At 71.4% G+C, this 24,392-nt stretch carries 22 protein-coding genes; 3 read left to right on the top strand and 19 right to left on the bottom strand.

Annotated features, from left to right (window positions below; translation table 11 throughout):
- Positions 1–44 precede the first annotated feature (44 nt).
- The 3 genes from GA0070620_RS12305 to GA0070620_RS12315 all read right to left on the bottom strand — a co-directional run bounded on the left by GA0070620_RS12305 (position 45) and on the right by GA0070620_RS12315 (position 4,534).
- Positions 45–1,115, bottom strand: a complete 1,071-nt coding sequence (locus GA0070620_RS12305; RefSeq protein ID WP_091590238.1) for a WxL protein peptidoglycan domain-containing protein — start codon at positions 1,113–1,115, stop codon at positions 45–47.
- Between the two features lie 89 nt (positions 1,116–1,204).
- Positions 1,205–3,130, bottom strand: a complete 1,926-nt coding sequence (locus GA0070620_RS12310; RefSeq protein ID WP_231922346.1) for a purple acid phosphatase family protein — start codon at positions 3,128–3,130, stop codon at positions 1,205–1,207.
- 186 nt (positions 3,131–3,316) lie between these two features.
- Positions 3,317–4,534: a HupE/UreJ family protein gene (locus tag GA0070620_RS12315; RefSeq protein WP_091590243.1), complete on the bottom strand. Its 1,218-nt coding sequence runs from the start codon at positions 4,532–4,534 to the stop codon at positions 3,317–3,319.
- Positions 4,535–4,720: 186 nt separating this feature from the next.
- Here GA0070620_RS12315 and GA0070620_RS12320 point away from each other — a divergent pair, with 186 nt between their 5' ends.
- Positions 4,721–5,389, top strand: a complete 669-nt coding sequence (locus GA0070620_RS12320) for a type 1 periplasmic-binding domain-containing protein (protein WP_231922347.1) — start codon at positions 4,721–4,723, stop codon at positions 5,387–5,389.
- Positions 5,390–5,446: 57 nt separating this feature from the next.
- On the opposite strand, the gene GA0070620_RS12325 is transcribed toward GA0070620_RS12320, so the two are convergent.
- From GA0070620_RS12325 to pgsB, 11 genes are all read right to left on the bottom strand, one after another.
- Complete coding sequence (locus GA0070620_RS12325; RefSeq protein ID WP_091590245.1) at positions 5,447–6,793, bottom strand: hypothetical protein; 1,347 nt, start codon at positions 6,791–6,793, stop codon at positions 5,447–5,449.
- A 13-nt stretch (positions 6,794–6,806) separates the two neighbouring features.
- Positions 6,807–8,333, bottom strand: a complete 1,527-nt coding sequence (locus GA0070620_RS12330; RefSeq protein ID WP_091590248.1) for an alkaline phosphatase D family protein — start codon at positions 8,331–8,333, stop codon at positions 6,807–6,809.
- A 165-nt stretch (positions 8,334–8,498) separates the two neighbouring features.
- Complete coding sequence (locus GA0070620_RS12335; RefSeq protein WP_091590251.1) at positions 8,499–9,092, bottom strand: hypothetical protein; 594 nt, start codon at positions 9,090–9,092, stop codon at positions 8,499–8,501.
- Positions 9,093–9,100: 8 nt separating this feature from the next.
- A complete protein-coding gene (locus GA0070620_RS12340) occupies positions 9,101–9,925 on the bottom strand; it encodes an EndoU domain-containing protein (protein ID WP_091590254.1) in 825 nt (274 codons plus the stop codon).
- A gap of 170 nt (positions 9,926–10,095) precedes the next feature.
- Complete coding sequence (locus GA0070620_RS12345; protein WP_091590256.1) at positions 10,096–11,241, bottom strand: hypothetical protein; 1,146 nt, start codon at positions 11,239–11,241, stop codon at positions 10,096–10,098.
- On the bottom strand, positions 11,238–11,735 hold the full coding sequence (locus GA0070620_RS12350; RefSeq protein WP_091590259.1) for a SigE family RNA polymerase sigma factor: 498 nt from the start codon (positions 11,733–11,735) through the stop codon (positions 11,238–11,240). Before GA0070620_RS12350 ends, GA0070620_RS12345 begins: the two co-directional genes overlap by 4 nt.
- Positions 11,736–11,826: 91 nt before the next feature.
- Positions 11,827–12,000 (bottom strand): sigma factor-like helix-turn-helix DNA-binding protein, encoded by a 174-nt coding sequence (locus GA0070620_RS12355; RefSeq protein WP_091590261.1) that lies wholly within the window; start codon positions 11,998–12,000, stop codon positions 11,827–11,829.
- A gap of 59 nt (positions 12,001–12,059) precedes the next feature.
- Positions 12,060–13,241, bottom strand: a complete 1,182-nt coding sequence (locus GA0070620_RS12360; protein ID WP_231922349.1) for a CapA family protein — start codon at positions 13,239–13,241, stop codon at positions 12,060–12,062.
- Positions 13,242–13,255: 14 nt separating this feature from the next.
- On the bottom strand, positions 13,256–14,311 hold the full coding sequence (locus GA0070620_RS12365) for a C40 family peptidase (protein WP_091590264.1): 1,056 nt from the start codon (positions 14,309–14,311) through the stop codon (positions 13,256–13,258).
- Positions 14,311–14,775, bottom strand: coding sequence for a poly-gamma-glutamate biosynthesis protein PgsC/CapC (locus GA0070620_RS12370; protein ID WP_091590267.1), 465 nt, complete (start codon positions 14,773–14,775; stop codon positions 14,311–14,313). The genes GA0070620_RS12365 and GA0070620_RS12370 overlap by 1 nt, the downstream gene beginning before the upstream one ends.
- 14 nt (positions 14,776–14,789) lie before the next feature.
- Positions 14,790–16,235: a poly-gamma-glutamate synthase PgsB gene (gene pgsB / locus GA0070620_RS12375; RefSeq protein WP_197677584.1), complete on the bottom strand. Its 1,446-nt coding sequence runs from the start codon at positions 16,233–16,235 to the stop codon at positions 14,790–14,792.
- 640 nt (positions 16,236–16,875) lie between these two features.
- Here pgsB and GA0070620_RS12380 point away from each other — a divergent pair.
- Positions 16,876–17,415, top strand: coding sequence for a hypothetical protein (locus GA0070620_RS12380; RefSeq protein ID WP_091590270.1), 540 nt, complete (start codon positions 16,876–16,878; stop codon positions 17,413–17,415).
- 172 nt (positions 17,416–17,587) lie between these two features.
- On the top strand, positions 17,588–19,012 hold the full coding sequence (gene glnA, locus GA0070620_RS12385; protein WP_091590272.1) for a type I glutamate--ammonia ligase: 1,425 nt from the start codon (positions 17,588–17,590) through the stop codon (positions 19,010–19,012).
- A gap of 24 nt (positions 19,013–19,036) precedes the next feature.
- Here glnA and GA0070620_RS12390 read toward each other — a convergent pair whose 3' ends face one another.
- From GA0070620_RS12390 to GA0070620_RS12410, 5 genes are all read right to left on the bottom strand, one after another.
- Positions 19,037–19,627, bottom strand: a complete 591-nt coding sequence (locus GA0070620_RS12390; RefSeq protein WP_091590275.1) for a hypothetical protein — start codon at positions 19,625–19,627, stop codon at positions 19,037–19,039.
- Positions 19,628–19,684: 57 nt separating this feature from the next.
- Positions 19,685–20,815, bottom strand: coding sequence for a carboxylate-amine ligase (locus GA0070620_RS12395; protein WP_091590278.1), 1,131 nt, complete (start codon positions 20,813–20,815; stop codon positions 19,685–19,687).
- A 279-nt stretch (positions 20,816–21,094) separates the two neighbouring features.
- Entirely contained in the window at positions 21,095–22,192 is a 1,098-nt protein-coding gene (locus tag GA0070620_RS12400) for an L-dopachrome tautomerase-related protein (RefSeq protein ID WP_091590280.1), read from the bottom strand.
- Positions 22,193–22,280: 88 nt separating this feature from the next.
- Positions 22,281–22,664 (bottom strand): VOC family protein, encoded by a 384-nt coding sequence (locus GA0070620_RS12405; RefSeq protein ID WP_091590283.1) that lies wholly within the window; start codon positions 22,662–22,664, stop codon positions 22,281–22,283.
- Positions 22,665–22,707: 43 nt separating this feature from the next.
- Entirely contained in the window at positions 22,708–23,964 is a 1,257-nt protein-coding gene (locus tag GA0070620_RS12410; RefSeq protein ID WP_091590286.1) for a low temperature requirement protein A, read from the bottom strand.
- Between the last annotated feature and the right edge of the window lie 428 nt (positions 23,965–24,392).

A 24,392-nucleotide genomic window follows, 5' to 3' on the forward strand; every position in this document is an offset into this window, starting at 1 on the left:
CCGCCGACCCGGGTCACCGAACGACGGGAACGGGTCGATGCCGGCTAGGCGTTCTCGCCGCGGAGCGCCTGGGCGACGGCCTCCTGCACGCGGGCGTCCTCGCGCTGCTTGCGCGTGGTGCGGTTGCGGCGGACCAGACGGATCGCCACGACGACGATCGCGACGAGCACGACGACCAGGACGAGCAGGGCCCACGGGGCGACCCAGGTGTGTGCGGTGTCCGTCACCTCGTCGAGCGGGGTCACCGAGCCGGACGGGTCGGTGAGCAGCGGCGTGAGCGCGGCGGTCCCGGCGAGCCGGAACGCGGGGCTGACGTCCTTGACTCCGACGGTGACCGTCCAGCTCTCGCCGGGCAGCAGCTCCGGCGACTTCTTGAGGTCGCCGGCCTTGGTGCGCAGCAGGCCGAACGGGCCGGAGACGGACGCCTGCTGCTCGCTCGACAGGGCGGCGTTGCCGCTGTTGTGGATCTTGTAGGTGATGGTCGCGTCGCCCCGCCCGAACGGGTTCCAGGTGCCGTCGTAGTCGACGTGCAGGTCCTCGATCGCGAGGCTCGGCTTCAGCTCGCCGCCGACGCGGAGCTTGATCCGGATGCCGAGGCGGCGGTCGACGTTGATGCCCTCCGCCTGGTCGGGCTGCGTCAGGGAGGTGAGGATGCCGCCGACGTAGTCTCCGGGCGTGGCGTTGGCCGGCACGCTGACCGTGAACGGGACGGTGGCCGTCTTCCCCGGCGCGATGGTGACGCTGCCGGTGCCCGACGTGACCCAGGCGCCGATCGCGACCGACTTCTTGTCCCTGGTCAGCAGGTCGAGCTGGCCGGCGTCGGTGGTGAAGCCGTCGGCCGCGTACACGGTGAGGTTCAGCGGGGCCGGGCCGCGGTTGGCGACGACCATGCCGTCCTCGATCGTGCCGCCGGGATTGACGGTGTAGCTGAAGCTGGACCGGTTCGCGCCGTAGCTGTTGGAGTCCGTCCGGACCGTCCAGGCGACGTCGCCGTCCGCGGCCAGGGCGGGGCCGGCGCTCACACCGACGACCGCGAGGGCGGCGAGCAGGGACAGGGCGGTCGTACGGAGGAGCGTGGTGGTCCGGGTCGTCCAGCGCGTGGTGGGCGCGTGCATCTCTGGTCCTTGGGTGATCTTGGGGAGGTCCGAAACGGGTGGCGGGGTAGGCGCCCGAAGGCACCTACCCCACCCGGCAGAGCGTCCGATCAGCTGCTCAGGGCAGTGATCGTGAGGGTGGCGCGGTAGCTACCCTTGGCGACCTCGTTCGGGAACTTGAGGTCGAGGTCGGCGCCGAGCGTGGCCTTGCCCCGGGCGTGGCCCTGGTCGGCCGCACCGAGACCACGGGAGACCGCGAGGCCCTGACCCTGGTCGTCGTAGCCCGACTGCACGGCCGCGCCGGCCTGGGCGCCGGCACCGGTCGCGAGGACCTTCGGCGACCAACCGAGGTAGGCGCCGGAGAAGGTCTTGTCGCCGTCCTTGAAGTCGCTCACGTTGGCCGAGATCGACCAGGGGGCGAGCGAGAAGCGGCTGTCCGACACCACGATCGGGTTGATCGAACCGGTCGCCTCGAAGAACCAGCCGTTGCGCTCCTGGGCGGTGCCCAGGTTCACGAGGCCGTTGTAGCCGTCGATCGTCCAGCCGAACTCACCGGCGGCGGTGGGCACGTTGACCTGGATGTCCTGGCCGTTGCCGTGGTACGGGTGCACCGTCACCTTGTCGACGATCGAGCCGACCGGCTGACCGTCGGGGGTGTTGACGCAGGAGAGGCCCTTCTCCACGGCCGCGTTCGGGGCCGCGCAGGTGCCGCTGCGGATGTTCTCCACGACCAGCTTGTCCGCCTTCACGCCAACCTTGACGTAGCTGCGGACGTGCTCCTGGTTCTGGACCGAGTTGTACCAGTACTTGTTCGGGTCCAGCGGGTCCGGACCGTTGCCGTGCGGCTTGCCCGCCTCGGCAGCGTTCGGCTTCTTGATGTCGTAGTACTTCGAGCCGGAGGCCGAGTTCGCCGTCACGTAGATGACGCCGCCCGGACCCGGGAACACCTCGGCCGCGCCGGGCTGCTCGGCCGGGTTCTCCTTCTCGCCGTTCTTGATGGAGTAGCTACGCGAGTAGCTGTGGTCGTGCCCCTGCAGCACCATGTCGACGCCGAGGTCGGAGAAGGCGGTGGTGAAGTCCTTCCGCCGCTGCACGTTGTCGCCGTCGGTGGCGTGGCTGGCCGGCGAGTAGATGGAGTGGTGGTAGACCAGCACCTTCCACTTCGCCTCGGAGCCGTGCTTCTTGATGACGTCGGTGACGTACGCGACGTGCGCCGCGTCGCCGCCCAGCGAACCGTCGGTCGGGTTGACGTAGCTGTTGCTGTTGATGTCGACGAACAGCACGTCCTTGTAGATGTACCAGAAGTCGCCGCCGGAGCGGGTGTTCTGGTCACCGGCGTAGTACTGGGCCGAACGGTCGGTGTTCGGGGTGAAGTGGTGCTGCTCCCAGGACTTGCCACCGACGTCGTGGTTACCGATGGTGGCCGCGACCGGGTACTGCCGCAGCTGGTCGGGGGCGAGGAACGCGTCCCACTGGGCCTCGTTGTTCGCCGACTCGACGTGGTCACCGCCGGACACCAGCATCTCGATGTTCGGGTTCGCCGCGGTGGCGTACCGCAGCGTCTCCGCCCAGCCCGCCTGGTCCTTGGCGATGTCGCCGGAGGAGCCGATCTGCGGGTCGCCGAAGAACAGGAAGTCGTAGTCGCCCTCGAAGTCCTGCGTCTTGAAGGAGTACGCCGGCGACCAGTTGCCCTCGGAGCCGACCCGGTACGAGTACCCGGTGTTCTCCTTCAGGTTGGTGATCGTGGCGTGCCGGTTGAACCCGGTGGTGGACGTGTTCGCCGCACCGACCGCGTCGAAGGTGACGGCGGTGGCCGGGAACTCGCCGTTGACGATCTCGGCGGTCGGCGCCACCTGGATCTTCTGGGCGGTGTCGGCCGACGAGTACCAGGTGACGATGCGCTGCGTCTCGTTGGCGCCCACGCCGAGGACGATGCCGCTGAGCGTGGCGGTGTCGGCGGCGCTGGCGGCGGCCCAGAAGCCGCTGCCCATGGCCGTCGCCAGGCCCAGGACCCCCGCGGTGGCCCCTGCGGCCACGCGGCGACGCACAAGCCCGGAGGCTCGCGTCTTACTGAATTCCATCGACTACTTTCCTTTTTTCGATGGGGTACGGATGCTTTCCCGAGGCAACGGAAAAGCATCCTCACGCTTTCCCCACCCGGTGAACCGATCGTTAATGCGATCTTGCAGCCGGGTGCACTTCCCGGAAGACCTGCACGTTTCTCAGGATGCGAACAGCCGCTGGAAGAACCAGACCAGCCCCATAATGGACACCCCGGCAGCAATCGCGCCGGTGGCCCAGAGACCGACTCGCGGATATGCGCGCCGCAGCACGATCAGCAGCGGGAAGACCACGCCGATGATGGCCAACTGAACGGTTTCGATGCCGACGTTGAACACCAGCAGCGACCACAGCAGCGTCCAGGACCACGCCTCGTCGATGCCGAGCGCGCCGGCGAACCCCAGGCCGTGCACCAGGCCGAAGCAGAACACGATCCCGAGGCGGATCCAGCCGGCGCGGTCCAGGCTGAAGTGACCGCGGCCCGTCGTCTCCAGGTCGGTGGCGTGGTCGCCACGCCGCCAGAGCCGCCACAGGTGCCACCCGGCGACCACCGCGATGGACAGGGCGATGACCGGCTCGACGACCGCCGCGGGCACGTCGACCAGGCCGAGAGCGGCGAGCATGAACGTCACCGAGTGCGCCAGGGTGAAGCTGGTCGCCGCCAGCACGATCTCCCGCAGCCGCCGGGACCCGGCGATCAGCGCCAGCAGGAAGAGGATGTGGTCGATGCCGGTGAGGAGGTGCTCGGCGCCGAGGACGAAGAACTCGCGGAACCGCTCGTACCACGACTGACCGGTGGAGAAGGACGGGTTGCCGGCGTCGAGCGCGGCGCTGCCCGTGCGACCGTCCAGGTCGTACGTGACGATGGTCTTGGTGCCCTTGACGTAGTCCTCGGCGTCCGGGAAGAGCCCGCTGCGCACCTCGTGCGCGTCGGCCCCCGCCGGGCAGGCCCAGTCGAGCAGCAGCCGGGCGTACGGCACCCCCTCCCGCGCGCCCATCGTCACGTCGCCGACCTGGCTGGGCGTGCAGGAGTCGCCGCCGGAGGTCACCGAGAAGCGCTCCGTCACGTAGTCCAGGGCCGTCCGCCGGTGACCGTTGAGCGCGGCCGCCTGCGCCGCGGTGTCGCCGTCGTCGAACGCGGCGGTGCCGGCCTGGAAGAGCGGATCGTCGTCCTCGTAGTCGGCGGCGGAGACGACGAAGAGGTCGTATTCGAGTTCCAGCGCCGTACGGACGTGATTCTCGTCTCCCGACGAGATGTCCGCGTAAACCGTCGACGAGAAACCGTGCGCGTACGCCGGGCCGGCGCCCAGAACGGCGAGCGCCGCGGCGATGAATCCGACGACGGCGACGATAACGGTACGGCTGACACGACCTGACATGCTGCTCCCTCACTGTGGCCAGTGAACGGTGCACGGCATGGGTGAACGGGAGCCCCATCGTCGGCGAACCACCGGAGAACAAACCGCCGAAGCACCCACCCGCCGATCAGGGATCGCGGGAATTGGGATAGGAATTGGGGCCGGAAGGCGTACGCGCGTTTTCCGCCGTCACCTGGGAGAAAGACGATGACCATGCGCCGCCCGCTTCGGGCCGTCGCCGTGCTGGCCACCGCGACCGCGTTGCTCGCCGGATGCAACTCCGGCGACGACTGGTCGCAACCGCACGCCGCACCCACGCCCGTCGGCTCGCTCGGCCCCGGGTTCGTCGACCCCTCCGCCCCGCCCGCGCCGGAGGGGACGATCACGCCGCGACCCGGCTCGTGGAGCGGCGTCCACCCCGCGAAGGACTACCGGGTAGTGCTGCTCACCGTCGGTGACGACGCCCCGACCAAGGCGCTGGTGACGGCGGTCAAGGAGTGGGCCGACGACGAGGACGTCGACCTGCGTACGGTCGTCGCCGACCGGCACGACCCGGTGCCCGGCATCGTCAAGGCGATGGACCTGGGCCCGGACCTCGTCGTCAGCGCCGGCAACGACCTCGTGGACCCGCTCGCGCTGGTCACCGCCAATCATCTGGACCAGCAGTTCCTGGTGGTGGGCGCCGAGCTGGCGGAGCCCACCCACAACGTGACCGCCGTCGACTGGGCCGGCGCCTCGTTCCGGGGCGAGGGCCTCGGCATGTCCTCGACGTACGACCCGGCGTCGTTCACCGCGGAGCGGTGCGCGGCGGCGATCCGGGCCGGCGTCGCGGCGGTGCTCCACGCCATGACCGGGATCGTGGTCTGGCTCGACTGACGGGTACCCGGTGGCCGCACCGCGGGCGGCGCGGCCACCGGGGGTCGCCCGACCGGCTCAGCGCGCGGCGGCGGCCCGCGCCTTGAGCCGGCGCAACTCCTCCGCCGACATCAGCCAGGTGGAGTTCGTCGCCCCGAGGCCGAGGAGCACCTGGTCGAACGTGTTCCCGTCGTTGTCGTCGGTGTAGCAGACCGCCACCTCGCCCCACGGCGACGTGGCGATCGCCATCTGCTCCTGCCGGCCGGCGGTCGTCTGGCTCAGCGCCTGCGCCGCCAGCCGACCGGCGGACGTCCCGTCCGGGTTGAGACCGCGCGCCCAGACGTCCGACGCGGCGCCGGACCCGACCGTCCAGCCCACCACCACGTTGTCCTGGTCGTCGATGCCGACGCCGGGCGCGCCGGCGCCGGCGGAGACCTCGACCTCGCCGTGCCGGGCCGCCCCGGCGGCCGTGAACGAGCGCGCCCAGACCCCACGAGTGCCGGTGTGGTCCGACTCCCACGCCACGGTGAAGTCACCCGCGAAGTTCGCGGCCACCGAGGCGCGCTGCTGCTGGCCGCCGTTCTGCCCGTTGGCCGTCCGCCGGGACAGCACCACCGCGCCGTTCGCCCGGGCCAGCCGGGTCAGGCCGACGTTGTACGCGCCGTTGGCGTCGGCGTCCTCGTCCCAGACCACGAGCGCCTCGCCCGAGGCCGACACGGCCACGTCGGGGCGATGGTGCGACCCGGTCGTCTGTGACGCCGCCACCTCGTACGCCTTGGTGGTGGGGCCGGTGAACCCGGCGGCCCGGACGGTCGCCGGGCTGGTCCCCTGCACGTCCTCCCAGGCGACGGTGAAGCCGACGGCGGCGCTCGTCGGCGCGCCGTCCGGATCGACGGCCACCTTCGGCCAGACCTGCTGCCCGTTGGCGTTGGCGTTGGCCTGCCCCGAGCCGAGGACCGTACCGGCGGGCGACACCACCCGGTACTGGATGTTGTAGTAGCCGTTGCCGTCACCGTCGGCGGCCCAGACCACCACGGCGTTGCCCCGGTCGTCGAGCCCCACGTCGGGGCTGACGTGCCGCCAGGCGGCCCCGCTGGCGCCGCCGCCGGAGAGTTTCACCTCGTAGCTGGACGTGCCGTTGGTGAACAGGCGCAGGTAGATCTCGCTGTGGGTGTCGTCCTCCGGTGCGGAGGAGTCCCGGTCGTCCTCCCACACCACCGCGACGTGCCCGTTGCGGTTCGCGACGATCGCGGGCCGGTCCTGGTCCCCGCTGGAGTTGCTGTTCGCCGTCGTCCAGGTGACCGCCGCGGCGGTCACCGCGACCGGGCCGGCGGTGGTCGCCGCGGCAGGGCCGACGGCGGGAGCCGCGACCGCCGCCGGCACGGCGAGCAGGGACGCGGCGAGCAGTGAGCTGACGCTGGTCATCAATCTGTTCTCCCTAGCCGGCCTGGAGGCCGGGCTGGCCGTCGAGGATGACGAACGAGCGGACGGTGGAGACGGCGGCGCCGTGTTCGGTCACCGTGCTCACCGCCCGGAAGTCGGCGCGGACCTGGCCGCGGCCGATGGTGGTGCGGACGTAGCCGCGTCGGTCGGAGTGGAACCGCAGGTGCGGGTTCGTCGCCGCGTTCGGGATCGTGGTGGTGCCGCTGCCGTTGCCGCCGGAGGTGATGGAGGTGCAGACGAGTTCGGTGCCGATCGTGGCGGACGACGGGTTGGCGTAGTCGGCCTTCAGGTCGTTGGCCCAGGCGCGGTGCACGTCGCCGGTGAGCACCAGCGGGTTGCGTACGGCGCGTTGCTGCCAGCCGGTCTGGATGCGGCTGCGGGAGGCCCGGTAACCGTCCCAGGCGTCCATGTTGGCCGCACCGCTCGCCTCGAACTGTCGGGCGAAGAAGACCTGCTGGCCGAGGATGTCCCAGGTCCCGTAGTGCTGGGCCAGCCCGTCGAGCAGCCAGCTCTCCTGGGCCGCGCCGGTCAGCGAGCGGCTGGCCAGGTCGGCGTCGCCGCAGACCTTCCACCCGTCGCCGCAGGCCTGGTCGTCCCGGAACTGCCGGGTGTCGAGCATGTGGAACGTGGCCAGTTGACCCCAGCGGACGCGTCGGTACAGCGGGATGCTGTTGCCGCTGGGCGCCGAGGACGGCCGCAGCGGCATGTTCTCGTAGTAGGCCCGGTAGGCCGCGGTGCGGCGGGCGGTCCACTGGGCGGCGGTCAGCGTGGGGCTGCTGTCGGCACGGACCATGTTGGCGTAGTTGTTCTCCACCTCGTGGTCGTCCGGCACCACCAGCCACGGTGCCGCCGCGTGGGCCGCCTGCAGGTCCGGGTCGGACTTGTAGAGCGCGTACCGGCGGCGGTAGTCGGCCAGCGACACGATCTCGCCGCCGACGTGCTGGCGGACGGCGGACGTGTTGACGCCGCCCTCGTAGATGTAGTCGCCGAGGTGCAGGACCAGACCGGGGTTCTCCTCGGCCAGCCGGCGGTAGGCGGTGTAGTAGCCGGCCTCGTAGTGGGCGCAGGAGGCGAACGCCATGACCAGGTCGCGGCCGAAGGTGCCCACCGCCGGCGCGGTGCGCGTCCGGCCGACGGGCGAGATGTGGCCCTGGGCCCGGAAGCGGTAGTAGTAGTCGGCGTCGGCGGCGAGCCCACCGGCGACGACGTGCACCGAGTGGGCGTCGGCGTACCGGGCGACGACCGAGCCGGAGGCGACCAGCGAGGTGAACCGGTCGTCGCCGGAGACCTGCCACTCGACGGTCACGTCGGCGTTGGGCATGCCGCCCTGGCCGTCCGCGTTGAGCGGCGTGGGTGCCAGCCGGGTCCAGAGGACCACGCTGTCCGGCGCCGGTTCACCGGAGGCGACGCCGAGTTTGAAGGGGTACGGGGCAGCGGCCCGGGCGGCCTGCCAGGGTGCCACCGCGGCACCGGCGGCGGCGAGTCCACCGAGGACGATGATGCGACGGGAAAGCCGTGTCATGCGCCATACCCTCACGACCGTCGATGAACGACGAAGGGTGTGGCGCGGAATCCGAGATGACGCCGTGACGTCCGCGCCAAGGCCGTTCGGTGTCCCCGGCCGTCCCGCGTCCCGGCCCCGGAACACCTGTCACGTCAGGGCGACGGCACCGTCGCGGTCCGGCCGTCAGGCGCCGTGGACCGGCCCGGCGGCGGCGAGGGCGGCGGCCTGGTAGGGCGGCAGCGGCCGGCCCTCGGCGACCACCTCCAGCGGCCACCGCTCCCGCAGCGCGCTCCAGAGCCGGGACATGAGACCAGAGTACGCCTTCAGCTCGTCCGCGCCGTCGGCCACCCGCACCACGTACACCCAGGTCGGGCCGCCACGGGCGCCGACCACCGGCTCCCGCCACGCGCGGCGCAGCACCCGACCGCCGTGCAGCGGGGCCTCCGCCGACAGCAGCCGGTCCGCGGCGGTCGGGTCGGGCGCCGTCGCGGGGCCGGCGGGGCTGAAGCGGTACGGCGGCGGCGGCACCTCGGCGACGACCGGCACGTCGGTCAGGTCTGGCGTGGACGGGTCACCGAGGAAGGAGCGGATCAGGTCCTGCTCGGCGCGGGTGATGTCGACGTCCTCGTACGCCAGGTTGAGCAGCAGCGTCGCGTCGGCCAGGTCCCACTCGCCCGCCGCGTACTGCTCGCGCACGGTGCCGAGGGTGTCGTCGGACAGCCGGCCCGCGAGTCGCGCGCACACGTCGGTGATCGCCGCGTACGTCTTCTCATCCATCGCAGTGCTCACTTTTTCTTGTACTCGCCGAGCTCGGTCGTGGTGACGTTGCCCTGGGCATCCTGGACCACTCGAATGATCTTGTTGCCCTTCGGGCCCTCCCACGTCCAGCTGCCGTCGCCGCCGACGGCAGGATGACTGTAGCGGGGCGGACTGCTCTGCGGGACGCCGTCAGGCGCGGGGTTCGGCGCCGACGGGTTGGTGATGACACCCGGGTCCGCGCTGTTCGGCGGGTACGCGGTGCGGATCTCGCCGCTGGCGAGCACCGTCGTCTTGACCTCCACGCCGTCGACCCGGCCGACGTAGTCGTACGCCCAGGCCGGATTGCCGTCGGCGTCCTTGGTCAGGTAGGGCCCCCGCGCCGGTGGCCCCTGCTGGGTCACCTGGTGGGCGGCGTCGAGGATGCGGGGCTCGTCCCAGTCCTTCGGGAACTCCGTCTTCTTCGAGTAGCCGGTGCCCGCGAGGTGGCCGCCCTGCCGGCCGCCGTCACCGCTGACGATGTGCTCACGCGACGCGTCGCTGTGGTGGATGTCGTCGGCCCGGGGCGGCGTCGTGGGCTGCGGCGGGGGCGTCGGCCTGGTCGGCCGGTTCGGTTGCCGCTGTCGTCCGGGCGTGGTGGCCGGCAGTCCGGAGCCCGGCGGGCGGCCCGCCTGCGCGGACGCCTGGACGGCCTGGTGGGTCTGCGAGATGCTCCCACCCGAGTTGCCGCCGCCGGGCCGCCTCGGGCGCCCACCGCCGTTCCCGCCGTCGCCGCCGTCCCCACCGCTCCCGCCGCCGTCGTTCCCACCGTTGGTCCCGCCGCCGTTCCCACCGGGATTCCTGGGTCTCGCCATGGACGCCCTCTCCACCGAGCAGTCGGGGGCCGGTGCGCGCCGCGCGATCCCCCGCCATGATCGTCAATGGGCGAGCCTAGCAAGCACGAGCCACGCTCGGGTCCGTCCGAATCGGACGGCCCGATCCGTGCCGGTGCACGGATCGGGCGCCGTGGTGCGGCTGAGCGGGGTCAGTAGATCTCGCTCCGGACGAGGCCGACGCGCCAGCCGGGGACGCCGAAGCTGTCGGCGACGACCGTCACCCGCACCTTCTCACCCGTCTTCGCGGACACCTTGAACGACGGTGGCAGGTCGTACTCCCGGGCCAGGGCACTGCCCGCCGCGCACTCGCCGGTCCAGTCGTAGAACGCCCGTCGCTCGACCTCCTTGCCGTCGACCAGCACCCGGATCCGGCCGGGCGCCACCGCGCAGATGTGGATGTCGAGCTGGAGCGGCATGACCACCTCCCGCTCGAACCTGCCGTTCGGCGAGGGCTCGGTGCGGGAGTCGATCCGGCCGAGCCCGTCCGGGAAGCCGTGGCCCCCGCGTCCGGCGCCCACCTCGACCGTGTCGAGGTCGACGAGCTGCGCCGGTCGGGTCGGCAGGGGGAACTTCTCGAAGGGCACCGGGTCGTAGACGCCGACGGTCAGCGCGCCGGCGAGCCTGCTGGCGTCACCCGGGTGCGGCTCGCCGTCCGGCTTCTGCACCGGCTTCCCGACCCGGACGCTGACGGTCACCGGCTTCCCGACCCGCACCCCGATGTCACTCCACTTCGCGTAGTGCGCGTTCATCCCGGCGTCGACGAGCGCCGGGCCCGGCACCGTCGACGACGAGCAGTCACCGGTGCCGATGACCCGCCGGTTGACGGTGACCTCGATCAGGTGATCGGCCGGACCGGGCCGGGCGTTCGCCGCAAGCCGGTCGTCGCACCGGAGACCGAGCATGAAATCCGCCGAGTCGGGCGTGAAGGTGAAGGTGAGGGTCGGCCGCTTCGGCAGCGTCAGCTCGCGTACCAGGACCCGGTGGTGCCCCCGGAGATACTCCGGCAGCGGGTCCTCGGCGGGCGGCGGCGTCGGGCTCGCGCTGGCCGTGGGCGACGCTGCCGGCGCGGACACCGCCGCCTGCGGTGGGGGCGCCGGGCGGTCCGGCCGGACCGCGACCACCCCCATCGACACCGACGTGACCGCCACCAGGACCGCGGCGACGGCGCCGCCGGCCCGGACGCGCCGCTGCCGGGCGATCCGGCGGTGCAGCACGTCGAGACGGTCCCCCTCGGCGGGGACGTCCTCGCTCCGCTCCGCCAGCATGCGGCGCAGGCGCTCCTCTTCGTACGTCACGGGACGAGCTCCTTCCGGTCACTGAGGGCGGCAGAGGTACGCAGCTTCGCCAGGCCCTTGCTCGCCTGGCTCTTGACGGTGCCGACGCTGACGCCGAGCGTCTCGGCGACCTGCGCCTCGGTCAGGTCCTCGAAGTAGCGCAGCACGAGGACGGCCCGCTGCCGGCGGGGCAGCTCCGCGAGCATCCGCCACAGCGCGTCCCGCTCGACGTACTCGGTCATCCGGTCGGGCCCGTCGGGGCGATCCGGCACCGTCTGCGGGATCTCGCCCGTCCACCGGCGTCGGCGCCAGGAGACGTACGTGTTGACGATGGTGCGCCGCACGTACGCCTCGGCATCGCCGCGTACCCGGGCCCAGGCGAACCAGACCTTGACCAGCGCGGTCTGCAACAGGTCCTCGGCGGCCGCCCAGTCACCGGTCAGCAGGTACGCGAACCGCAGCAGCCGGGTGGAGCGCTCCACCACGAAGCGGTCGTATTCCGTTCGGTCGGTCAACCGTCCTCCTTCGTCGGGCCTGCCCCCCTCCTACGCGGCCGCGACGCCCGATGGTTGCCCGGCCTCGTGACGACCGCGACGACGGATCCCGTCAGTAGTCCCGCAGCGACTCGCGGACGTGCCGGCGCGCGTGGTGGATTCGGGACTTCAGGGTCCCGACCGGGATGTCGAGTTGCTCGGCGATCTCCTGATAGTCGAGCTGGCACAGGTCACGCAGCACGAGCGCGGTCGCCAGCTCGGGCCGGTGGGCCTCCAGTGCTCGGATCCCGGGGTTGGTTCACGCGGCCCGCGAGACGCTCGGACGGCGGGTCCGGCGCCGCCCGGTCAGCGGACGATCTGCAGGCCCGCCGCGACGGCGCCGCGCAGGTTCAGGTAGTGGGAGATGCGGTCGACGGCCGCCGTGTACTGGGTGCGGCGGCGGTCCAGCCGCGGCATCGGCTTGATCGCGGCAGCCAGGTTCACGACGCGGATGGTGGGCTTCAACGACAGCCAGATCGGGGTGGCCTGGGCCTGGGTGACCTTCCAGCGGTGGTTCGGCTGCTCGGTGAAGGTGAACGTGGCGATGACCCCCTCCCGGTTGGCGTCGACCGGGAAGTCGTGCCGGGCGAGCGTGTTGCCCACGCCGTACGCGATCCACTTGTCGCCGACCTTCTCGAAGGGCTGCACCACGTGGGCGTGGTGGCCGATGATCAGGTCGATGTTGGGGTCCTTGATCAGTTGCCGCGCCCAGAACAGCTGCTCGCCGTCGGGCTCGTGGACGTGCTCGGTCCCCCAGTGCGCCGACAGCACGATGATCTGGGCGCCGGCCCGGCGGGTGGCCGCGGCCGCCGCCTTGATCGCCTTCACGTCGATGCGGTTGGCGAGCCACTCCTTACCCGCGGGCGGCTTCAGACCGTTGAAGTGCATCGCGTACGACAGGTGGCCCACCTTGACGCCGTTCACCGTGTAGATGGTCGGGCGGGCCCGCTCGGCGGCGCTGCGGTAGGTGCCGGTGTGCCCCAGACCGGCGGCGTCGAGCGCGTCGAGGTTGTCGTACACGCCCTTCTCCCCCTGGTCGAGTGCGTGGTTGCTGGACGTCGAGCAGGTGTCGTAGCCGGCGGTCTTCACGGCCGCCGCCATGTCGGTCGGCGCCCGGAAGCGTGGGAAGTCCATCGGAGCGCCCGGCCCCATCGGCGCCTCCATGTGGCAGATGCCCAGGTCGGCGGCCGAGATGACGGGACGGATGTCGGCGAACATCGGATCGAAGTCGTATCCGTCGCGGCCCGCCTTCTCCGCGTCCGCGTGGCCCTGCGCCCAGGTCGGCGGGTGGACCAGGATGTCGCCGGAGCCGGCGATGGTGATCTGCCGGGGCTTGCCCGGCACGGGGGACGTGGCCGGCGCGGCGGTCTGGCCCACCGCGAGGGGCGGGGGGTTCAGGCGCTCCCGGATGACGTCGCCGCGCAGCACCCAGACGACACCGGGGAACAGGAGGAGCGCGACGATGAGCACGACGCGGAGAGCACGCATGATCGTTCCTAAGGTCAGAGGCGGATGACGCGGCGCAGCCGCTCACCGAAGTAGCCGGAGTCGACGACCCCGTCCCCCTTCACGTCCCCGAAGGTCGGCCCGTCGGCGGTGCCGCGCGACGACACGAAGCGCATGCCGCCGTCGCGGTCCTTGCCGAGGTAGATCCCGGAGTGGGTGATGAGGTTGGGGTCGTCGTGCAGCGCGAAGAAGACGAGGTCACCGGGTTGCAGGGCGGACAGGTTCGCCGGCGGCCGGCTGGGCGTGCGGCCGGCGGCGACCAGCACCGAACGGGCGTACGCGGCCATGTTCGACGCCGTACGCGGCAGGCCGTTGACGGTGGTGGTGACCGGCCCGTTCAGCAGCGGGACCCCGAAGCGGTAGCCGTAGACCAGTCGGACGTAGCCGGAGCAGTCGAGGTCACGGTCCCACCGCTTCGACGGCTTCACCCGGCCCGTGTCGCTGAACTTCCACGGGACCTCCAGGTAGTCGTAGAAGTCGGCGCCGTCCCGCTCGTCGGCGCTGTGCACGTACCCGAAACCGGCGTCGCCGATGTAGCGGACCCCCTCGTCGTTGACGCCGTCTGGCACGTCGGCGAGGTACTGCAGGGCGGCGCCGAGCACGTCGATCGGCGGCTTCTTGGCCTCGATCTGGTCGAGCAGCCAGCGGGCGAAGGACTCGTCCAGGCCAAGCTGCGCCTGCCATGGGCGGGGGGCGATCCGTACCCAGGACGTCGACTCGATCACGGCGGGGGTGGTGGACGGCTCGGTGAACTCGCGCCGCGGCCCCTCGACGACGACGGTGCGGGCACCCACGGTGAGGGTGGCGACGACCGCCTGGTCGCTGCGCCGACGCACCTCCGTGCGCTCCGGCCCGGGCTGTTCGACCAGCTCGTACCGCTGGTTCAGCCGCTCGACCTGGTTGCGCGGGGGTCGGACCGACTGGGTGGGCCCGGCCTGGTCGGCGCCGGCGGTGTTCACGCTGTCCCCGCCGACGAGGCGCACGACGGCCAGGCCCGCGATGGCCACGACGGCGACCGCGACGACGGCGAGGACGATCCGTAGGTTGCGCATCAGATCGAGATCATCAGTAGGGCGGCACCCGCGGTGCCGGCGCTGACGACGCCGGTGGCGGCGAGTGTCTGGAGCGCTCGTGGCCGCACCAGTTGGTAGGTCATGAGGCCGGGGATGATGAACGACAGCGTGTCGCCACCGAAGAGGTACGGGAAGCGTACGTGCAGTCCCATGAACGCGCCGACGGAGATGAACGAGGACACCAGCACCGCCACGGCGAACAGCCGTTTGCCGTAGAGGATCGTCATCCGCTGCAGCAGCTTCATGATGCCCACCGTGACGACGGTGACCGCCGCGACGGGAGCCAGGCTGCGGACGTCCTCCAGGGCGGTGAGCACCAGGCAGCCGGGCACCATGAGGCCGGCCGGCGCGACGTTGGTGACGAGGTAACCGACGAGTCCGAACAGCAGCCCCGCGGCGATGATCACGGCGCTGAACTCGGAGGACAGGTCGAACGTTGGCATGACGGTTCCTTCGCTCAGGTTGCGGCGGAGCGGCGACGGTCGGCGTGCAGGACGGCGATACGGGCGCTGTTGAGCACGGCGGTGGCGGTCAGGTCGGCGCGGGACAGCACCACGGTGGCGTCCAGGTCGACCACCGCCTTGCCGCCGACCGCCTCCGCCTCCGCCCCGGCCTCCGCTCCCGCCTTCGACCTGCCGGCGAGGTCGAGCTTGTAGATGCGTTCCAGGGTCTGGGAGAGCTCCTCGAACGGTGCCGCCGCGGTGGCCGCCACGGTGACGGAGTGCAGCGCCTCCAGCAGATCCTCGCCCCGACCGTGGATGTTGCCGATCATGAGGAGCGAGGTGCCGGTCTCGCCGGCCCCGAGCTTGTCGACGATCGCGTCACGCAGGTCGGCTCCGCTGCGGTGCTCGCCGTCGAGGTCGACCACCCGATCACGCCACTCGTCCGGGATCAGGTGCAGGGCACTGCGGGTGGGGGTGCCGATGAGGAAGATCCGCGTCGGCTTGATCTCGGGGATGATGCTGCCCATCTGACCGTTGCGCTCGATCCGGTCGGGCCGGCAGTTGATGACCACCGCCACCCGCTCGCCGATCAGCTTCCGCTCCCGCAGCAGGTTGATGTTCATGAGGGTGGAGGCCGGGTCGTTGGCGGCGAAGAGGTTCACCGCCGCGAACCGGCGCCCGTTGTGAGAGCAGGCGTCGACCCGCAGGACGCCGGGGTCGGGCGCGGCCCGCCACATGCCCTTGAGCGCGGTGGTCCGGTCCACGCCGCAGAGCTCGGCGACGGCCAGCGCGATGGCGACGTTCTCCTTGAAGGTGATCCACCGGAAGCGACGCATCTCCGCGTCGGTGACCGAGTCCGGGTCGACCGCGACCACCGTGGACTGCCGACGTTCGGCCTCCTCGCGCAGGAGGTGCAGCCGGTCGCGCTCCGCGGTCACCACCGTGCCGCGATGCGGCATCGACCGGCTCAGCGACCGCGCCACGTCGTCGAGCGTCGGTCCCATCTCCTCCAGGTGGTCCTCACGCACGTTGCTGATGACGACGACATCGCCCTCGATGAGCAGCTCCTGGTTCACCTGCTGCAACTCGGGCAGCACCGCCATGCACTCCACGACCAGGGTGTCCGCGCCCGCGTGCACGGCCCGCCGGACGACACCGATCTGCTCGATGACGTTGACTCCGCCGCGGCCGCGGCGGATCGGCACCTCTCGGCCCTGCGGATAGATGAGTCGCGCGGCCGTGCCGGTGGTCTTCGCGAACACCGTCCGGCGTTGGTCGGCGCGCAGCGCGCCGGCGATCAGCCGGGTCACCGACGACTTGCCCCGGATGCCGTTGACCACGATCCGCGTCGGCAACTCCGCGAGGTTCCGCCGGTGCCGTGCCCGCTCCACCACCAGGTGGACGAGCAGGACCACGATGCCGACGCCGAGCAGCCACAGGGGCCCGGTGATCGACGTCATCGGGCCCGACTTATCGATGGCAGGCTGCCGCCAGGCATGGCTGTTCTCTCCGATGATGCGAGGGTGGTGATGGCGATAACCGGGCCCTGGGCACGGGCGTGCCGGGCCACGACGGGGCGTGGTGCGGGTCATGGGTGGAGGGGACACGGGTGCTCCGCTCGACGGCACCCGTATGCCGGAGCGGCAGAACAGCAATCTGTCACAAGACCTGACCGTTGCGCGGCCGCCCGGTCGCGGGCACTCCCGCCGGGAATAGGCGGATCGCCGGAATCGCCGGGCCGGATTTCACGCCGCGTGCCGGATTCACCGCACTTGCCCGCACCTGCGGTCGGGCCCAATCCTGCCCGGACAGCCGCCACCAACGGCCGGGTCGTAGACCATCCGCCGACCTGCCGGGCAGCAAGATCCAACCTGCCGCCCGCTTGAGTTTCGGCGGCCGTTTCCGCTGGTGACGGGCTCGTCACGGAGGTCGGCGAGAAGCCCGGAGAAGACGTCGCGTGGAGGCTACCAAGATTTCCGACGGCGGTCACCTGATGGTCAACAAGGAGACCCCGGGGCATCGGTCCGAGCCACACCGGCGCCCGTCCACGCCGACAGTCGAGGCGGTGTATCGGCCCTGGCAGCGGGTAGGAGCGGTCGCATGCTGAAGCGAGCCGTGTGGCAGGGGCTGGTGGCGGGTCTGGCCGGGGTGGCGGTGATGACCGTCGCAGAGAAGGTCGAGCAGCGGTTCACCCGCCGACCGGACTCGTACGTGCCGGCGCGGGTCCTGGCCCGCCTGACCGGGCTGCCGGAGCAGTCGAAGCAGCAGTCACGATGGTTGAACCTGGGGATGCACTACGGCCAGGGCGTCCTCCTCGGCGTGCTGCGCGGCGTCATGGCGCAGGCCGGTATGCGCGGTCCCATGGCTTCGGGGATGTTCACGGTCATCCGCCTGACCAGCGACCAGGTGCTGGAGAACGCAACCGGGGTGGGTGCCCCGCCGCAGACCTGGCCGCGGGGGGAGCTGGCGATCGACGTCCTGCACAAGGCCGTCTACGGCTTCGCCACGGGGGTCGTCGCCGATGCGCTCGCCGCCCGCGACGGCCTGGGGCCGGGGCAACGGCACGCCGCGATGCGTCCGGGCCGCCGCTCGGACGTCGGCCCGCTGCCCCGACACGAGGCCCACCTCGGAAGGGCCTGAGTGCCGTCGCCGAGGCCACCCGCCGAGCGGCGGCACCCGGGCCCCGCCCAGTTGGGCGAATCGACGGCCCGGTTCCGCGGGCCGTCGTACGGTCGGGGACGAAGATGCGTCAGCCGGTCGTGTCCGCCGGTCGATCCGGGGCCGGGAACGATCAGCACTGTCGGGAGGGACTGTGTTCGCCAACACGGAGGAACTGCTGCGGTACCTCAGGGACGAGGACGTGCGGTTCGTCGACGTACGTTTCTGTGACCTGCCCGGCGTGATGCAGCACTTCAACCTGCCGGTCGAGTCGGTGGACGACGACCTCCTCACCGAGGGTCTGGCGTTCGACGGTTCGTCGATCCGGGGCTTCCAGGAGATCCACGAGTCGGACATGCTCCTGCTCCCCGATCCGGTCACCGCCTTTCTCGACCCGTTCCGGGCGCAGAAGACCCTCGCGCTGAACTTCTTCATCCACGACCCGTTCACCCGCGAGGCCTACTCCCGCGACCCCCGCAACGTCGCGAAGAAGGCCGAGGCCTACCTCGCGGCCAGCGGCATCGCCGACACCGCCTACTTCGGCCCCGAGGCCGAGTTCTACATCTTCGACTCGATCCGCCACGAGACCGCCGCGAACCAGGCCTTCTACTACATCGACTCGATCGAGGGCGCCTGGAACACCGGCCGCGAGGAAGAAGGCGGCAACCGCGGCTACAAGACCGCCTACAAGGGCGGCTACTTCCCCGTCCCGCCGGTCGACCACTACGCCGACCTACGCGACAAGATCGTGCGCCGCCTCGTCGACACGGGCTTCACCGTGGAGCGGTCCCACCACGAGGTCGGCACCGCCGGGCAGGCTGAGATCAACTACAAGTTCTCGACGCTGCTGCACGCAGGTGACCAGCTGCAACTGTTCAAGTACATCGTCAAGAACGAGGCCTGGGCCAACGGCAAGACCGCCACCTTCATGCCCAAGCCGCTCTTCGGCGACAACGGCTCCGGCATGCACACCCACCAGAGCCTCTGGCTCAACGGGGAGCCGCTGTTCTACGACGAGACCGGCTACGCCGGCCTGTCCGACACCGCCCGCTGGTACATCGGCGGCCTGCTGCACCACGCCCCCTCACTACTGGCGTTCACCAACCCGACGGTCAACTCGTACCGCCGCCTGGTGCCCGGCTTCGAGGCCCCGGTCAACCTCGTCTACTCCCAGCGCAACCGCTCCGCGTGCACCCGCATCCCGGTCACCGGCAGCAACCCGAAAGCCAAGCGCGTCGAGTTCCGCGTCCCCGACCCGTCGGCCAACGTCTACCTCGCCTTCTCCGCCATGCTGATGGCCGGCCTGGACGGCATCAAGAACAAGATCGAGCCGCCGGCGCCGATCGACAAGGACCTCTACGACCTCCCGCCCGAGGAGTGGGGCGACGTCAAGCAGGTTCCGGGCTCGCTGCCGGAGGTGCTCGACCGGCTGGAGGGCGACCACGACTACCTGCTCGAGGGCGGCGTCTTCACCCCCGACCTCGTCACCGGCTGGATCGAGTGGAAGCGCGCCAACGAGGTCGACCCCGTACGCCTGCGCCCCACTCCCCACGAGTTCGCCCTCTACTACGACTGCTGACGAAGCGGCGAGCCGATCGACTCGTCAGGCGACGGGTAGCGCCCGGTCGGGTGACGTCGGGCCGTACTCGTAGTTGGTGAACAGGTCGACATCGCGCGGCCCGACCTTGGCGACGCGGCGGGCGTGCAGCGCGAGCTGTCGGCGTGCCTCACCCAGGCGGCTGGTGGCGACCAGGATCTCGTCGCCGGCGTCGACCGGGTCCCCGACGCCGACGCCGGCGGCGGCGTCCCGCACCGCGTGGAACGCGGTCATGAGCCCGTTGGCTAGGGCGATGCCGTCCTGGTCACCGGTCGTCCAGATCTCCGACCACGCCGTCTCGACGGTGACCATGTCCCGGGCCAGCCAGTCGTGCAGGACCATCGGATCCAGGGGCTTCTGCCCGCCCAGCAGCGGCCCGCTCAGTTCGCGCAGGCCCGGACCGCAGTACGCGGTCTGCCGCAGCGCCTCCGCCTTGTGCGCGAGGCGCAGGGCGCCGGACAGCATGAGGACGTACGCCCGCCGGAGCTCCGCGCGTTGCCGCTGCCGCCGCCTGGTCCTACTCCACAGGACCACCAGCAGGAGCGTGGCGGAGGCGGTGATCGCGGAGCCGAGCAGAGCGGCGAGGGTGGAACTCACGCGGACATGATGCCTGCCAGCCATCGACCAGGGTGCACGGGGTCCCACCGAAATGGATCACCGTGCGGTGGTCTGCGCGGCGAGGTGGTCGAGGACGGCCCGGATGTCGCCGTCCGACTCGGTCAGGATGCGCCGTTGACGGGCGGCGCCGTTGCCCTCGACGCGCAGTCGGTCGAGCTGCCGGCGGACGTAGTCCAGGTCGTCGTGTCGGACCAGCGCGGGCGTGACCGTGGTGAACAGTTCGTCGACGAGGTCCCAGGCCGGTTTCTGCCCGCCGGAGCGCAGATCGACGAGGTGGCCGCCGAGCCCTTCGTGGGCCGCCCGCCAGTGCGCGGCGGCGACCAGGCAGTCGCGCAGCCGCGGGGCGGCGATTCCGGCGCGGATCTCGTCGACGCTGGTCGCCACCAGCCCGCGCACCAGTGCGGCGACCAGGACGGTGTCGTCCACGGTCGGGCAGGCGTCGCCGACGCGCACCTCCACCGTCGGATAGGCCGCCGAGGGGCGGGCGTACCAGTAGATCATCGCCGGGTCCAGCATGATCCCCGCGGCGACGAGCTGGCGCACGGTGTCGTCGTAGTCGTCGGCGTCGGCGAAGTGCGGGGTGGGCCCGGCGCTGGGCCAGCGGTCGAACTGCATCGAGCGCCAACTGGCGTGGCCGGTGTCGCAGCCGTCGTGCAGGGGCGAGTTGGCGGTGATGGCCTGCACCACGGGCAGCCAGGGGCGCAGGTGGTTGCAGACCTGCACCGCGAGTTCCCGGTCCGGCACCCCGACGTGGACGTGGCAGCCGCACACGGCCGGGTCGTGCGCGACCGGCCCGAACCGGCGGGAGATGGCGTGGTAGCGGGGTTCGTCCGGCACGGACCGGTGCCGTTCCATGACCGGCGTGGCGCCCACCGAGACCAGGTGGGCGCCGGCCGCACGGGCTGCCCGCCACGCCGCGAGCCGCAGCGTCAGAAGCTGCTCACGCAGCTCGGCCAGGTCGGCGCAGACCGACGTCACCATCTCCACCATGCTGTGCCGGAACTCCTTGCGGCTCTGCTCACGGTCCGGCGCGGGCAGCGCGGCGAGCACCTGCGCGGCGACCGGAAGACTCTCACCGGTCTCCGGATGCAGGAGCAGGAACTCCTCCTCGACCCCGAGGGTGAACAGGCCCGGGGCCGCGGCGGAATCCGGGGCTGGTGGCGCCATGCGTCTCCGTTCCTGACGATGGGCGGCCAGCCGTGGGACAGGTTGTCGGGGCAGTGACTGGCAGGCCGGTTCCCGGGTGTTGGCCCGCACCCGGTCGCATACCGCCACCGTACGGCCCGGCGCCGGGCCTCCGGGCCGCTTTCCAACGCCCCGTCCCCGGCGTCCGCTGCCCTCCCGGTGCCCTCGGCCGGCATACCGTCGGGACAGACCGGGGCCGGCGGCGGTGGTGGACCAGCCGAGCGTCGTCCCCGGCGCTGTCGGAGGGGGATTGGCCGGCGCTCAGCGCCGGAGCAGCACCGGGCCCGCGTCGATGCGGAGCCGGAACAGGGCGTACGGCTTGCGCCGCAGGTCCTGGCCGCCCTGGTAGGTGGGCTGCCGGTGCAGTTGGTTGGCGGTGACGTAGAGGTGGCCGTCGGTGGCCACCGACATCGTGTCCGGCCAGAGCAACCGGGGATCGTGTACCAGCGTCTCGTAATCGCCGTCGGCTCGGCGGCGCAGCACCGCGTTCTGCTCGTACGCCGTCAGGTAGAGCCGGCTCGCGTCGTCGCTCTCCAGGCCGTCGGACCCGGAGCTCTTGTCGCCCTCGTCGATGACGCTGGACGCCACCTCGTCGTCGCCGACCCCGCGGTCGACCAGGGCGTCGGTGGCGACGCTGTAGAGCCGGCGGGACATCAGCGGACAGTAGAACAGGCGGGTGCCGTCCGCGTTGATCGCGATGCCGTCGGAGCCCATGCTGACCGGCTTCGGATCTCCGTCCGGCGGCCGTTCCAGGAACGGCCGGCCCTCGACCACCGGCCGGAACGTGTGCAGCGGCTCCGATTTGGTGGACGGGTGGTCGTGCAGCCGCCGCCAGGACGTGCCGCTGGCGAGGTCGACCACGACGATCCCGTTGGGGCCGGAGGCGGAGGAGTCGGTGATGTAGGCGATCCCGGCGTCCCCGCGCCGCAGGTCGAAGCGCACGTCGTTGAGGTACGACGTGGGCAGCGCCACGTCGGCCGGGAAGGTGATCACCTGGGCGACGGTGTCGGTGTCCAGGTCGACCCGGACGAGCTTCGGACCGCCGGGCTTCGTGGGCTGGAACATCGGGCTGCCGGTGTCGAGGATCCACAGCCGGTCGGCGGGGTCGACGACGATGCTCTGCACTGACACCAGCGCCTGTGTGTCGTCGTCGCCGGACGGGTTGTTCCACGCCTGGTCGGGGAAGGGCACCTCGGCCCCGTCCCGCAGCTCGACCACCGTCGCGGGCACCTCGTCGCCCCACTTCGGGAAGTTGATGAAGATCCGGCCGGTGTGGGAGACGCTGACGCCGGTGGGCATCGGCCCGGTGAAGGTGTGCACGACCTCCAGCTCGCCGACCGGCTCGTCGGTCACGGTCATCTGGGCTCCCGTCTCGTGGCCACCTCCGTCACCTTTCCACGCGCGGGTACGGCAAACCACGGAACCGGAAGAAACCCACCCAGGGCCGTCAGGCGACGCAGAACTCGTTGCCCTCCGGGTCCCGCATGACGACGTGGCCCAGGACGTCGTCGTACCACTGCTCGCCCACCACCGTCGCGCCGCCGGCGACCAGCTCGGGCACCCGCTGCCGGATCAGCCGGGCACGCTCGGCCAGGTCCCAGGGGCCCGGACCGGCGACGCGCACGTCGATGTGCATCCGGTTCTTGGCGGTCTTGCCCTCCGGGACCGCCAGGAAGGCGATCGCCGGTCCCCTGCCGTCCGGGTCGACGATCGACGCGCTGTCGGGCCCGTCGAAGCCGGGCTCCGGCACGTAGCCGAGGGCCAGCGCCCAGAAGGCGGCGAGTCGCTGGGGATCGTGGGCGTCACACCCCAGAGTCCAGAAGGTCGCCATGGCGTCACCGTACGCGGACCGCCCGACGCGGGACGTCGGCGCGCTATCGGGTGTACCGCTGGCCGCTCGTCGCGGGCGGTGTCGGCGACCTCGGGTGGCGCCGGTGCCGGGCGGTCTCGGCCACCGCGACGGCGGCCAGCACGAGGGTGGCCGCACCGGAGGTGACCTCGGGTGGGAGGTGGACGACGAAGGCGGAGAGGATGCCGAGAGCGGCGATGCCGAGCAGGCGGGGCGCGGTGACCTGCCCGTAGACGAGGTACTCGAATCCGGTCCGACCGGCGAGGAAGAGGGCCGGTCCGCCGGTGATGCCGGCGATCCAGGCCACCGGTGGCTGCTCGGTGGGGTTCTCGATGATGAGGGTGAAGCCGACGGCGGTGAGGATGATCCCGGCCACCATGACCGTGTGCAGGTAGGAGGCGGACTGGCTCAGCCGGTGCGGGTTGGGTGAGACCCGGATGGCCGACGCGAGCTGGGCTCCGGCCCGGTAGATGTAGAGCCGCCAGATCAGGGCCGCGCTGGCGAACGAGAGGACGAGCACGGCCGTGCGGGCGGGGGTGAAGTTGCTCGGACCGGTGTCCGAGAAGGTCAGTCCCATGATCAGGACGATCTCGCCGAGGGCGATGATGAACACCTGGCGGTACCGTTCGGCCAGGTGGGCCTCCGAGATGTCCAACTCCCAGAGGGGTGCCCGGCCGAGCCGTGGCGTCGGCCAGCGCAGTGCCGCGGACACGTAGTCCACGCTCAGGGCGAGCAACCACAGGACGGCCCGGGCCCACCCCTCCACCAGGGCACCCGGGATCCAGAGCAGGGTCGAGAGGGTGAACCAGAACGCGGTCCGGAGGACGCGTCGCGTCAGGTCGGTCCCGCGTGCGGCGAGCCGGATGAAGACCCCTCGGCCGAAGTTGATCGCGACGTAGAGAACGGCGAAGTAGAGGCCGTGCTCGCCGAACGCCTCCGGCACGAGGATGGCCATCAGCAGGATCCCGAGCATGACGACGACCACGTGCCACTGCACCGCGGGGTGTTGCGGATCGAACTGGTCGGTGAGCCAGGCCGTCAGGACCCAGATCCACCAGAGCGCCAGCAGCAGGACGGCCGCTTCGAACGCGCCCTGCCAATTCAGCTTCTTGATCAGCAGGTGGGTGAGCTGGGTCAGGGCGAAGACGTAGACCAGGTCGAAGAAGAGTTCGAGGAACGCGGGCCGGTCAGGGTCGTCGGGCCGGCGCAGGAGCCGTTGGTAGGCGGCCGACCGGTCCGCACGAAGGCGTGCCGCGTCCTCGCCGTTCGGGGCGTCACTCACCCTCGTTTCCCCACGTCGGGAGGGGTGTCAAGGCGCTGCCGCATCGGCGAGGCTCCGAGGTCGTGACGTGCCGACACGTGCCGAGTCCGGGCGGGACCACGCGCGTGCCAAGGTTCGGAAATCATGCTACCCGGGCACAATCCGGACGAACGGTCATCTCGGTGGTTGACCGCTCGCTCGTACGCCCGGGACGGCGCGGAACACTCGTGCACATCCTGTCGACTGCCGATGCGCTACGCCGGGCACGACTTCGCGGCGCCCCGTCGACGCGACGACTCCGGGTGGGCCGCCGTCGCGGCGGTTCTCGGGGCGGGACTGCGCTACGACGGGTTCGAGCCGTGCGGGTGTTCGCGGGAGCCGAAGTTCCGGCCGCGGACGCGTGCCCAGGTCCGCGCGCGGCGGCGGGTCGCGCGTCGTGTCGGGGCGTC

The organism is Micromonospora krabiensis (genome assembly GCF_900091425.1).
Classification (GTDB): Bacteria; Actinomycetota; Actinomycetes; order Mycobacteriales; family Micromonosporaceae; genus Micromonospora; species Micromonospora krabiensis.